Here is a 12,075-nt window from a genome sequence, read left to right as displayed (position 1 = left end):
GACGTGTTTCAACCCGCCAGTAAGCAAGAAACCCTGCCTCACGGTGTATTCATACACCGTGAGGCAGGGTTAGAAGCAAAAAGCTTTTGGACTATGAAGCTTGGGAAGCCAGTGACTTCGCGGTAGCTGCAAGCGCAGTTGCTGCCTGCTCTTCAACCTCAGCGATACGCTCCATGGCATCTGCCATCTGCGAGAACATTGCACTGCGGTTTTCAACGGTAACTTCTGGATCCACTAGCTCAGCGAACTCATCCCACAGCTGTGCCAGCTGCAGGTAATCTGCACTGTGCTCCCCCAGAGCCGAAAGACCGGGAAGTCCCGCGGCCTCATCAAGGAAGTCTGCGTACAGTCCACGCAGTGCACCTTCGCCACCAAAACGGGTATCACTCAGGAAGCCCGAAAGCTGGGTCATGCCGCCAGCAAGACGCTCCTGATCAGCAAACATCTGGCTCCAGCCGGTCTTGGTGGTGGTATCGCGCAAACGAGCAGCAAAGGTACGCATACCGGTAATGCCGAAGTTCTTCGCGAAGTGATCTGGAATTCCGGAAAGTTCGCGGGTTCCCAGAAGACGAGAAGTGGTTTCTTCGATAGCAATCAGCGCGTTGGTTGCCAGGGTTTCAGCCTTCGGCGAGCGCGATGAAGGTACCCAAGCCAGCCAGTGCTTTTCCTTTTGCGCTTGGCGCGGGCGAAAGCTAGGTCTTCTTGGCTGATGACGTTCAGTACGCCTGAACCGTCATCTACCAGCAGATCATCTTCATGATCTCCGACAACAACAAGATCAATGGTCTCGGCTTCATCCACTTCATTGCCATCGATCCAAGGCAATGCGTTGATAGCAACACGTACAGCTACGGTGCGACCGGCATCCAGCGCAGCGTCCATGTATTCAACAGCTCGCACGGCTGAACCGGTGGTGCGTTCGGTGACCTTGGCACCGCAACGGGCCAGCAGGTTCTGCGTGTATGGCTCTGGGTGGGCGCGGGTCACTAAGGTGGCGGTGGTGGTCTCTTCGTATTCGAAGGTGAAGACCATAAAGCCAATACCACCGGCCAGGCCTGCCAGCAGTGCTTGGCTCAGTGGCGCTTCGGTAACTGGGTTGGTGACGCCAGCCTGTACGAGGACTCGGTGCCACAGTGCGGCATCGTATTGAATGACGTCTTCTGGTGCCGGGTATTCAGGCAACTCATCTTGTGGCGCTGGAGCCGCAGCGGGCTTTGGTGCCTTGGGCTTAATTCCAGCTTTGGCATCGCGAGCTTCTTTGGCGTAGTCACGAGCCTGCGCTGCACGAGCCGCCTTTGGGCTCTCTGGCTTACCGGTAAGAATGTTCTTACGCGCGGTGGTATAGCTCTCCCCCGTACGTTCCATTCGTTCGCGTGCTTGCTTCTTCAGATTGGCTGGCTGGCCCAAAGTAATGTCCTTTATTCGCGGTCGCGCACAGTCAGTGAGATCCCACGCCGATTGGTGCTGTCTGCCCATAATTCTACGCGTGCAAGATCTTTTGCTGGTGCAGAACCAAAGGACTTGGACAACTACTTCTTCAGCAGCACTTGAGATTGATTACTAAGTACTAAGTGAACCCTCGCGCGAATCTTTCGTGATGCGAGCAATGGCAGTTTTGATTTCGCTCGGCTCCCGTGCTTCGGAATCCAGGGCTCGGTGAATGGTTAGGCCCTCAATCATCGCGTCAAGCAAGCGAGCTGTCAGCGGGTCAAAGTGAAGCTCCAGAGCCACACGGCTGCGCTGCATCCATTGCGTAGTAATCGAACGGAACGAAGCATCGCGGGTGGCCAAGGTGTAGAGCTCATGAGACAAGATCAGCTCATCATCATCGCCACTACTAGCTTGCAGAATTCTTTCGAAGACCCTTTCACACGCCGATTCCTTATCGGTTGCCGTTGCCATATGACGTTCAAAATCGTCACTAATGCTGGTGGCAAATCGGGAAAATGTGCTGTGCAGCAAATCCTGCATGCCATCAAAGTAGTAGGTCATGGCACCCAATGGCACACCGGCTTGAGTCGCAACTTTTCGGTGTGACGTTCCGGTGACCCCGGATTCCACAATGACTTTCTGGCATGCGTCAATGATCTTTTCACGGCGTTCAGGATCATTGCGCCGACCTAAGCGTGAACCGGCGGAAGACTGTCGGGAGGACATCAAATTATCCAATGCTTCGGATCACGCGTGCAGGATTACCCACGGCCACTACGTTGGCCGGGATGTCCTTGGTGACTACCGCTCCAGCACCGATCACCGAGTTTTCTCCGATACTCACTCCTGGGCACACGATCACTCCGCCTCCTAGCCAGACATTGTCACCAAGGCTAATTGGCTGGGCTGCTTCGAGCTTGCCGCGTCGAGGTTGCGGGTCAATCGGATGGGTGGGCGTCAGCAGTTGAACGTTGGGCCCAATCTGGCAGTCTTCACCGATGGTGATGGTGGCGACGTCCAACGCGGTGAGGTTGTAGTTGATAAAGGTTCGGGCACCGATGTGTATGTTCTCGCCGTAGTCCACAAATAACGGCGAGTTCACGTGGGCGCCTTCGCCCAAGGTGCCAACGAGGTCTACGAGGATCTCGCGAGCAAGTGGATCTGCGGCGAGATCAGCGCGACGGTACGCATCAGCAAGCTGGACACCACGTCGATGAAGGCGTTCGTTTTCAGGGTCATCCGCGATATAGAGGTCTCCGGCAAGCATGCGCTCACGGTTACTACGGGAGTCTGATTCAAAATAACTCTGATCCATGGCAGCGAATATACACGACATTTGAGTACACTCGTACATATACTTTGAGTGGTCGTCCTGTCAGTGGCGATGCGTTCATCCCGCGGGCACAGCGAAAGATATCAACACCTTATGTATTCAATCCTTTTGGCTATTATCTACATCGCCTTCATCAGCCTCGGGCTTCCCGACTCTCTGGTGGGCGCCGGTTGGCCAGTGATGCATAGAGAACTTGATGTCCCGCAATCCTTCGCTGGTATTCTCACCATGGTCATTGCCGTGGGAACCATCTTTTCTAGCCTTGCCTCGGAACGACTTACCCGTAAGTTTGGTGCCGGAGTTGTAACGGCGATCAGCGTTGGAATGACCGCAACGGCGTTATTCGGCTTTACGTTCTCTGACTCGTTTTGGATGTTGTGTCTGTGGGCCATCCCGTATGGATTGGGCGCAGGAGCAGTGGATGCAGCCCTGAACAATTACATTGCCCTGCACTACGCGGCACGGCACATGAACTGGCTCCATAGCTTTTGGGGTGTGGGAGCCTCGATTAGCCCGTTGATCATGAGTCATGCGCTGACCTCAGGGATGGGATGGTCTGGGGCTTACAAGGTTGTTGCGCTTATTCAAGTCGTGCTCACTATTGTTCTGGTGCTCATGCTCCCCCTCTGGGGCAAGGTGAACACCATGACCCCGAAAATGCGCAGCCGCGCTGAGGTGGAAGATAGTGCCGAGAGCAGTGAAGCGCCTCAGGCCGGATCCTCTCACATTCCGCTGTCGCAGGTTTTGAAAATTCCGGGCGTCCTCCTGGTCCTTGCGGCATTCTTTGCTTACTGCGCGTTGGAAAACACTTCGATTCTCTGGGCTACGACTTACCTTGCAGGCGACCGCGGTGTGGCCCCGGCAACGGCTGCCGCCTTTGCGTCGTTCTTCCTTTTGGGCATCACTGGTGGACGCTTCCTTGCTGGATTCTTTGCTGATCGAATCGGAGACCGCAACCTGATTCGTGGTGGCTTCATCATGGTGGGACTCGGTGGTCTTATGCTGCTCATCCCGCTGGAAGCCAATGGAGTTGCTTTAGTCGGGCTAGCCATCGCTGGTCTGGGATCTGCACCGATTTACCCCGCCATCATCCACTCCACACCGGCAAATTTCGGGCGCCATAATTCACACGCCATCATTGGAATCCAAATGGCGGCGGCCTACCTCGGTTCGACACTGATGCCACCGCTCTTCGGTGTCTTGTCCTCCTGGGTGGGACTGTGGCTTTTCCCGCTCTTCCTTCTACTGCTAGCGGCTATGGGGATGCTGTTCTCAGAACGCCTGAACCGCATGGTGGATGCTAAGTAACAGTCGATTCATCACCTCGGGCAGCGGAGCCAAAAACTGATCTTCGAGTATCTTGGGTAGTGCATTAACACCCGAATTCATGAACAGCGTCAAGGAGCCCACTGAGAACTTTGCTTAGCCGCCATATGCTCCGACGCTGGGCTTTGCCATTGCTGTACTTGCTCGCAATGATGGTGATCGCGTTTTGGCCTGTCCCCGTCGATTCATCCGCAGGACCAGAACTAACACAGACCTTGCACTGGTTGCATGCTCACGGCGCTCCAGCTTTTGTGAACTACGAGTTCGTCGAATTTTCAGCCAACGTGATCTTCTTCGTTCCGCTGGGCATCATTCTAGGCGTAGGACTTCGCCGGTTCTGGACGGCAGCCCTCGCAGGCTTCGTTGTCTCCGGCTTGATAGAACTAGGCCAGCTACTGTTCCTCCCCAACCGCTTCGCCACACTTACTGATGTCGTGGCTAACTCTTTAGGGTGCGTACTTGGCGCGGCAATTTGGCTTGCTGTTTCTAAAGGTTATTGGAATCAGAAGGCAAGCAAGCCTTCCAACTGAAGAAATGAAACCTACCAGCCCTCGCCAATTTGCGCGGCGGTTGGAACCGATTTGGCTACTTTTTATCAGGCTTTCGGAGCTAAGAAAGATGGAAGTCCGTGATCTTCGCGGACTTCCATCATTTTTGCCGAGATGTGTGTCTAGAAACCGACCTTGTCCCGGCCCTTCAACGAAAGCATCTCGCGCGCTTCATCCGGGCTGGCAACTTCAAAGTTCAAAGCTTCGAGAATCGTGCGGATTCGGGTAACTTGCTCAGCATTAGATGCGGCAAGCTGACCCGGACCGATCCACAAAGAGTCTTCGAGACCAACACGTACGTGAGACCCCATAGCTGCACCAATGGTTGCCAGAGGCATCTGGTTCTTGCCAGCACCGAGAATCGACCATTCGTAGTTATCGCCCAAGAGCCGGTCCGCGGTACGACGCATATGCATCAGGTCCTCTGGGTGTCCGCCAATTCCGCCCAACAGGCCAAAGACTGACTGTACAAACAGTGGCCCGCGTGCCAATCCACGTTGGTGGAAGTGGCTCAGGTTATTCAAGTGGGAAATGTCGTAACATTCGAACTCAAACCTCGTGTCGTTGGCATTGCCAATTTCGAGGATCTTCTCAATGTCAGCGAAAGTATTCTTGAAGACAAGATCGCGTGACTTTTCTAGGGCTTCACGTTCCCATTCATGCTCAAATTCTTTGAACCGATCGAGCATCGGGAAGAGCCCAAAATTCATTGATCCCATATTGAGTGAAGCAAGCTCCGGCTCAAAGGTCGCCACTGGAATCATGCGTTCTTCAACGCTCATATGTGGAGATCCGCCAGTCGTAATATTGATGACCGCGTCAGTGCCGTTTTTCAGTTTTTCTAAGATGGGTTCGAAGTGCTTGGGGTCTTGGGATGGACGCCCGTCCTTCGGGTCTCGCGCATGCATATGAACTATTGCAGCACCGGCCTTTGCCGCGCCAATAGCGGCCTCAGCAATTTCATCTGCGGTGACGGGCAGATGCTCGGACATCGAGGGAGTATGGATTGCCCCGGTTACAGCACTGGTGATGATTACTTTGCGTTTGTTTTTCACGATGTCCCTTTCTAGTAAAGCTTCTCGGTGTTTCCGTCTACAGCCATGGCCTGGCCGTTGATGCGTAGTGCCATGGGGCTAGCAAGGAACACCGCCATGTTTGCAATGTCTGATGCTTCGACCAGCTCGTTCAGTGAAGACTGTGCGTGGTAAAGATTGGAGACTTCGTCGACAGGGCGTTGCAGCATCGTTGCCTTGGCCTCGATCACGGACTGAATCCGTGGACCGTTGACCGCGCCTGGACAAATAGCGTTCACGCGAATTCCTTCTGCCCCAAGCTCGATCGCCAGTGTTTTGGTCAAGCCGATAACAGCCCATTTTGAAGCGGAGTATGGGCTGCGTCCGGCCATACCGAGACGGCCTGCGGCAGACGACAGGTTAATAATCGATGCTCGGTCAGATTCTCGTAGAAGCGTCAGCAAGTGCTTGATGCAGAAGAACTGTCCGTGGACATTCACATCAAAAGTGCTTGTCCATCCTTGAGAGTCAATCGTCTCGATGGGACCAGTCGGTCCGGCAATTCCGGCGTTATTAACTAAGACATCAAGTCCGCCGAGGGAATCCTTTACCTGCGTGGCCAAACTGCGGACTTGTTTCTCGTCCGATACGTCGCTCACGGCAGCTTCAAATCCAGAAGCTTGAGCGGCGCGAACCGCATCGGCGCTAATGTCCGTAACGAAGACGGTTGCGCCGAGGTTCTTGAATTCTGTCGCAATTGCCAGACCGATGCCGGCGGCGCCTGCGGTGACAAGGACTCGTAAACCATCAAGGTCTAATTTGTTGCTTGAATTACTCATAATTCCGTTGCTCCTGAAAATTGTCGTTTTAGTGGCCGGAACCGTTGGCTGCGGAAGGGTCTTCTGTGCCTCTGCGTAATTTCAAAGTCAGCAACGCTCCCATGACGCACATGGCGACAATGAACCACAGCCCGGACATCTTGTTGCCTGTGATTTCCTCTAGGAGTCCCATGACGTAAGGGCCGAGGAATCCGCCGAAGAGACCGATGGTGTTCACAAATGCAATGCCTCCCGCAAGAGCCGCACCAGTCAGTCGCGTAGCGGGTACGTGAAGAGGATCGGCTGAAGTGCAAAGAAGTTGAACGCTGCCAGGGAGAATCCGATCAATCCCAGAACAGGACCACCTAGTGCACCGAGGGTGAAACCTGCAACGATGCCGACCATGCTTGCACCGGCTATGGCTCGTGAGCGTGATCCATTGGTTGCTAGACGAGGTATCAGTAGTGCGCCGATTGCTGAGAAGAACCAAGGGATGGCAGTCAGCAGACCGATCTGAATAGAAGATAGTTCGCCGTAGGTGCCAATGATTGAAGGCAGGAAGAAGCTCAAGGCATAGACCGCGATTTGATGGGCAAAGTAGATCGCTACGACTAGGAGGATCTGCTTGTCCTTGAGTACGTGAATCAGTTTGGAATTACCGGCTGCCTTCGCGCCTGCGGTCTCTTCAGCCGCAATACGGGCTTCAAGATCTTCGGCCTCAGCCCTGCTCAGGAATTTTGCCTCGGTTGGTTTGTTTGGAAGAAGTTTCCAGACCGCGATAGCCAAGAAGCAAGCAGGGATTCCCTCGATAATAAACATCCACTGCCAACCGTGCAGACCGCCAAGGCCATCTAGAGTCAGCAGCAGCCCGCCCAGCGGAGCACCGATAACATTTGCAAGTGCCACGCCAAGCAAGAACAGCCCATTAGCGCGAGCACGGTCCTTGACCATGAACCACTGGGTGATGAAGTAAATGACGCCCGGGAAAAGTCCTGCCTCAGCGATGCCAAGTAGCATGCGCAAGATGTAGAAGGTCCATTCGCCTTGGACAAGCGACATGCATGCGGAGAGTATGCCCCAGGTGATCATGATTCTCATGATCCAAAAACGGGCGCCGACCTTATGCATGATCAGGTTTGAAGGGATCTCGGAAAGTGCGTAGGTCAGGAAGAACAGACCGGCACCGATTCCATAGGCGGTAGCGGATATTCCAAGGTCAATTTCCATGCGATCTTTAGCCATACCAATGTTGGTTCGATCGATGAATGCGATGACATACGCGGCGATGAGCAACGGCATGATGCGCCGGAAAATTACCTTGTTGAGCACCTCTGGTGAGCGCATGTTCGAAGTGGATTTTGTAGTCTGCATGAGACATTCCTTCTGCATGAGAGCATGACAATTAATGGCCCGTGGGCCTATTCAATGAATTTGACGCGATGAATGGATCTGGCTGGCGGATGCTATTCGCTGGTACAGCCACAAGTCACGCCAATGTGCAGGCCGTGACCACAAATGATTTGTTTATAGGTCTTTCGAGGTTCGACGATCTGCTCCAACAGGAGCTCGAAGGACTTTTCCGCCATCTCTTGAACTGGTTGAACAATCGTTGTCAGTCCGATGAGTTTTGATCGGCTTCGCTTAAGCCCATCCGAGCCCACAACAGCGACGTCCTGCGGTATTTTCAATCCGCGAGAAAGCGCATGTTCCATGACGCCCAGGGCAATTTCATCTGAGCCGCAAACGATTGCGCGTGGCGAGTTGCCTGAATCGAATAATCGTTTCGCGGCGACCTGCCCGCCTTCCGAACTAAGTTTGGTGCTAATTCGGCGCTCCCCCGTTATTCGGACTCCCCGAGAACCAGCGACTCTAACGAAGGCGTGCTCGCGGGTTTGCGAAGCGGTCGAAGTTCGCGGACCAATGATCGTAGCTACTTCGGTGTAGCCATGATCTAGCACGTGAGTCATCAGCTCCTCCGCAGCACTGTCATCATCTATGCCGACAAAATCGCCGGGTAGATGCTCAGAACTGCGGGACAGGCAAACGTATGGAATCCTTTTCTGGCGAAAAGTTCTCAACGAGCGAGAGTCTTCCCGTATTGCCGCCGCAATGATCACGCCGTCCACGTTTCGAGCGGCCAGTGTCTCTGCAACTTGCGCAAGTGCTTCCGGATCATCACCAGTTGTTGCAACAAAGACATCAAAGCCCGCAGCCGTGGTCGCATTGATGATGTGCTGAGACCAGTACGTATACATCTGGTTCACGATGTTGGGCAGAACCAACCCGACAACCCTGGTAAGCAACGGATCGTGGCCTTCGCCGGTGTTGTGTGGGCGGTAGCCCAATTCACCGGCCACCTTCAGTACGTGCCTTCGCGTTTCTGCAGAAGCACCGGGCCGTCCATTCATGATGTAACTGACCGTGGCAGCAGAAACGCCAGCGGTACGAGCGACGGCGGCAGCGGAGACGCGCGAAGGCCGAAGCGACAACTGCGACTGAATAGTCAACGCGCACCTCCATTGGTGAATTAAGTGGTTCTCAATACTTCCTGTGATCACCATTACAATTCATGAAAATGCGTTAAACAACCTTAAGTAGTTCTGAACGCCTTCCGCCGACCTAAGACGCTGTTGCGCGCGAATTGTTCACCGTTGATTGCAACCAAGCGTGAGGCACTTAAGACTACTTAAGCTAGTGAGCGCTAGTAGAAGACTAATTCAGCACGTCGTTGGGGTGGTCCGGTAACTAATCAGCTCAATTTCAAACGCGGGTAAGTTCAGCCCGCGTACCCGACTGGTGGTTCTGAAAAGGATCCGTTGATTTGAGTGATGACCCATGAAGAAGCAGAAGAAGTGCCTCAGGCCTTGCCATTGCAAGCTGAAGGCCACGAAAGTCCAACGCTCACCAGTGTTTCAAGACTTATCGTGGCCCTCTTGAGGCTCATTATTGAGGTCCTCTAAGTGGTTCTCCATACGGCCGCTGAGCTCGGTGTAACCGCACTGGGCTCCGCACCTCTGAGAGATGGCTACGAGGGACTTGGTGCCACCTAATCCCACGACGCCCCATTTCTGGAGTGCTCTTTTATTCTCCCACTTAAGTATTTAGCGCGCTAGGGAATTGTGGATCATATTCCAGGGTGCGAAGGACGGCATTTCAATTGGAAAAATCATCGGCTGGTTCAAAGAGGCCAAAGCAATCTTCAAGAGCGTATCCGGCATATGGTCGGCCATTCGAAGCGGACAGTTCGCGGCACAGATGGGTCCAGCAGCTGCGGAACTGGTAAAGGCGGCCCTTGGACTCAATGGAGTTGTCGCGGCCTGCTTCTAGGAAACCATGCGAAAAGATAGGGTGAAGTGTGCCAACAGAACAGACTAGATTCCCCTCACTCAGCCAATCAATCAGTGGCCATCTCATGACTGGGGCCGTCAAAGCCGTGCTGGCATTCTTGCTCGCCTGGTTATGCACTCTAGTTTTCAAACTTGATACCGCGCTCGGGCAATTGGCAGTTGCCCTATTCTGCTCCTACCTCATCGCAGAATTCATGAGCGCTGTCATTGAACGGCCGATAGTCAAACAGCGAAACCGGACCCAACCGGGAGGACTCGCGTATGTTCTCCTGCCGTTCTCAGCCGCCTTGCTCATTACTTTTGTTGCGACCTTCGGAATCACCAATGACATAGCAGCCGCAACACTACTCCTGGCGCTTGTTGCAGTTCTCAATGCAGCAGAAATTCTCCTCACAAAGAGTTGGATTCCTGGTTTGTCTCCAGAAGAAGAACAGAGGATGTTTGATGATTTCAAGACGATGTCCAAAGAACATTTCTCTGACGACATAGACCGAATCACGTCGCAAGCTCGTGAGAACACAAAGAAGAAATACTTTGAAAAGAAGGAACGAGGAGACAGCTGGAACTGACCAGTGAACAAGGCTAATCATCCAAGGAATTAGGAGAGCCGCGGTACGGACAATGCAACAAGTCCTCTGTGGAAATCCCTTACTTCTGAAACGAAAAATCCCGCCCAGAACAACGCTTGAGCGTCATCCCGGACGGGAAATTTTCAGATGAGTTTAGCGTGAACGGTAGTTCGGGGCTTCAACGGTCATCATGATGTCGTGCGGGTGCGACTCCTTCAGACCAGCGGAGGTGATGCGAACAAACTTGCCGCGCTCCTTCAGTGCTGGAATGGTTCGGCCACCGACGTAGAACATGGTCTGGCGCAGGCCACCGGTGAGCTGGTGAACCACTGCGGACAATGGGCCGCGGTAAGGAACCTGACCTTCAATGCCCTCAGGGATCAGCTTCTCGTTGGAAGGTGCATCCGCCTGGAAGTAACGATCCTTGGAGTACGAGGTGTTCTTGCCTCGGGTTTCCATGGCGCCCAGCGAGCCCATGCCACGGTAAGCCTTGAACTGCTTGCCGCTCATGAAGACGAGGTCACCAGGCGACTCTGCGGTACCTGCCAGCAGCGAGCCGAGCATCACCGAGTCAGCGCCGGCAACCAGTGCCTTGCCGATATCGCCCGAGTGCTGCAAACCGCCATCAGCGATCAGTGGCACACCAGCTGGGATAGCAGCCTTAGCTGCTTCGTAGATCGCGGTAACCTGCGGTACGCCAACACCGGCAACAATACGGGTGGTGCAGATCGAGCCTGGGCCCACGCCAACCTTGATGGCGTCAGCGCCGGCATCGATAATTGCCTGAGCACCCTCGCGGGTTGCGGCCTGTCCACCGATCACATCTACGTGGGCAGCAGCAGGATCCTTCTTCAGGCGAGCAATCATTTCCAGAACACCCTGGGAGTGACCATTAGCGGTGTCAACCACCAGGGCGTCAACGCCAGCGTCAATCAAGGTCATGGCGCGCTCGTAGCCTTCACCGAAGAAGCCAACGGCTGCTGCTACGCGCAAACGACCTTCGTCGTCCTTGGTGGCCAGTGGGTACTGCTCGGCCTTGTCGAAGTCCTTGACGGTGATCAAACCGGTCAGCTTGCCATCATCATCAATCAGCGGAAGCTTCTCGATACGGTTCTTGGAAAGCAGCTCGATAACCTTTTCAGGGGCTACGCCTTCCTGAGCGGTCACCAGTGGCATGCCGGTCATGACTTCGTAGACCTTGGTGGTCATGAACTGTTCGCGAGGAACAAAGCGGGTGTCGCGGTTGGTGATGATGCCCAGCAGCTTACGGTTCTCATCAACTACTGGCAGACCGGAGACGCGGTACTGTGCGCACAGCTCATCCCATTCAGCCAAGGTGGCGCCCGGGTGCACGGTGACTGGGTCGGTGATCATGCCCGACTCGCTACGCTTTACCTGGTCAACCTGCTTGGCCTGGGCCTCAATGGAGAGGTTGCGGTGGATCACGCCGATGCCGCCCTGGCGTGCCAGTGCGATAGCCATTGGGGCTTCGGTGACGGTGTCCATTGCAGCGGAGCTGATTGGCACTGCAATGTTGATGCGCTTGGTGAATCGCGTGGTGGTGTCAGCGTCCGAAGGGATTACATCCGTCGGGCCAGGCAACAGCAATACGTCGTCGTAGGTGAGTCCTTCAAAGGCAAAGGGGTTGAACTCAGTCACGTAGGAACCTTTCGGAGCGGATGCGGAGGTT

13 protein-coding genes are annotated in these 12,075 nt (G+C 54.3%); 3 read left to right on the top strand and 10 right to left on the bottom strand.

Annotated elements, in window-relative coordinates; all coding sequences use genetic code 11:
• Positions 1 to 91: 91 nt before the first annotated feature.
• From N6V40_RS08425 to N6V40_RS08410, 4 genes are all read right to left on the bottom strand, one after another.
• On the bottom strand, positions 92 to 589 hold the full coding sequence (locus N6V40_RS08425) for a DUF4872 domain-containing protein (RefSeq protein ID WP_396268638.1): 498 nt from the start codon (positions 587 to 589) through the stop codon (positions 92 to 94).
• Between the two features lie 5 nt (positions 590 to 594).
• Positions 595 to 1,407: a BtrH N-terminal domain-containing protein gene (locus N6V40_RS08420; RefSeq protein WP_262199658.1), complete on the bottom strand. Its 813-nt coding sequence runs from the start codon at positions 1,405 to 1,407 to the stop codon at positions 595 to 597.
• 153 nt (positions 1,408 to 1,560) lie between these two features.
• Positions 1,561 to 2,157, bottom strand: a complete 597-nt coding sequence (locus tag N6V40_RS08415) for a TetR/AcrR family transcriptional regulator (RefSeq protein WP_131088711.1) — start codon at positions 2,155 to 2,157, stop codon at positions 1,561 to 1,563.
• 4 nt (positions 2,158 to 2,161) lie between these two features.
• Entirely contained in the window at positions 2,162 to 2,746 is a 585-nt protein-coding gene (locus N6V40_RS08410) for a sugar O-acetyltransferase (protein WP_131088712.1), read from the bottom strand.
• A 111-nt stretch (positions 2,747 to 2,857) separates the two neighbouring features.
• On the opposite strand from N6V40_RS08410, the gene N6V40_RS08405 reads away from it, so the two are divergent.
• The gene (locus tag N6V40_RS08405) at positions 2,858 to 4,072 is read left to right on the top strand and encodes an MFS transporter (RefSeq protein WP_131088713.1); all 1,215 of its coding nucleotides are present in this window, start codon (positions 2,858 to 2,860) and stop codon (positions 4,070 to 4,072) included.
• Between the two features lie 110 nt (positions 4,073 to 4,182).
• Complete coding sequence (locus N6V40_RS08400; protein ID WP_131088714.1) at positions 4,183 to 4,620, top strand: VanZ family protein; 438 nt, start codon at positions 4,183 to 4,185, stop codon at positions 4,618 to 4,620.
• 140 nt (positions 4,621 to 4,760) lie between these two features.
• Here the strand turns inward: N6V40_RS08400 and N6V40_RS08395 are convergent, their stop codons facing one another.
• From N6V40_RS08395 to N6V40_RS08375, 5 genes are all read right to left on the bottom strand, one after another.
• Positions 4,761 to 5,693: a 3,5-dioxohexanoate:acetyl-CoA acetone transferase gene (locus N6V40_RS08395; protein ID WP_262199657.1), complete on the bottom strand. Its 933-nt coding sequence runs from the start codon at positions 5,691 to 5,693 to the stop codon at positions 4,761 to 4,763.
• Between the two features lie 11 nt (positions 5,694 to 5,704).
• Entirely contained in the window at positions 5,705 to 6,490 is a 786-nt protein-coding gene (locus tag N6V40_RS08390) for an SDR family oxidoreductase (protein WP_131088716.1), read from the bottom strand.
• Between the two features lie 28 nt (positions 6,491 to 6,518).
• Entirely contained in the window at positions 6,519 to 6,707 is a 189-nt protein-coding gene (locus N6V40_RS08385) for a hypothetical protein (RefSeq protein ID WP_262199656.1), read from the bottom strand.
• 32 nt (positions 6,708 to 6,739) lie between these two features.
• Positions 6,740 to 7,840, bottom strand: coding sequence for an MFS transporter (locus N6V40_RS08380; RefSeq protein WP_262199655.1), 1,101 nt, complete (start codon positions 7,838 to 7,840; stop codon positions 6,740 to 6,742).
• A gap of 92 nt (positions 7,841 to 7,932) precedes the next feature.
• Complete coding sequence (locus N6V40_RS08375; RefSeq protein ID WP_262199654.1) at positions 7,933 to 8,976, bottom strand: LacI family DNA-binding transcriptional regulator; 1,044 nt, start codon at positions 8,974 to 8,976, stop codon at positions 7,933 to 7,935.
• Between the two features lie 848 nt (positions 8,977 to 9,824).
• Between N6V40_RS08375 and N6V40_RS08370 the strand changes: the two genes are divergently transcribed.
• Positions 9,825 to 10,385, top strand: coding sequence for a hypothetical protein (locus tag N6V40_RS08370; RefSeq protein WP_262199653.1), 561 nt, complete (start codon positions 9,825 to 9,827; stop codon positions 10,383 to 10,385).
• A gap of 153 nt (positions 10,386 to 10,538) precedes the next feature.
• Here the strand turns inward: N6V40_RS08370 and guaB are convergent, their stop codons facing one another.
• Positions 10,539 to 12,044, bottom strand: coding sequence for an IMP dehydrogenase (gene guaB, locus N6V40_RS08365; protein ID WP_262199652.1), 1,506 nt, complete (start codon positions 12,042 to 12,044; stop codon positions 10,539 to 10,541).
• Positions 12,045 to 12,075: the final 31 nt, after the last annotated feature.

This window comes from Glutamicibacter sp. M10, from assembly GCF_025452055.1.
In the GTDB taxonomy this organism is placed as follows: domain Bacteria; phylum Actinomycetota; class Actinomycetes; order Actinomycetales; family Micrococcaceae; genus Glutamicibacter.
Note: the sequence above shows the minus strand (reverse complement) of the source record. Positions and strands in the feature narration are given on the sequence as shown.

Bases quoted from the DNA above. Each gene is read 5' to 3' on its own strand.
- N6V40_RS08380 (WP_262199655.1), bottom strand. From the start codon at position 7,840: ATGCAGACTACAAAATCCACTTCGAACATGCGCTCACCAGAGGTGCTC.
- N6V40_RS08405 (WP_131088713.1), top strand. From the start codon at position 2,858: ATGTATTCAATCCTTTTGGCTATTATCTACATCGCCTTCATCAGCCTC.
- N6V40_RS08410 (WP_131088712.1), bottom strand. From the start codon at position 2,746: ATGGATCAGAGTTATTTTGAATCAGACTCCCGTAGTAACCGTGAGCGC.
- N6V40_RS08390 (WP_131088716.1), bottom strand. From the start codon at position 6,490: ATGAGTAATTCAAGCAACAAATTAGACCTTGATGGTTTACGAGTCCTT.
- N6V40_RS08415 (WP_131088711.1), bottom strand. From the start codon at position 2,157: ATGTCCTCCCGACAGTCTTCCGCCGGTTCACGCTTAGGTCGGCGCAAT.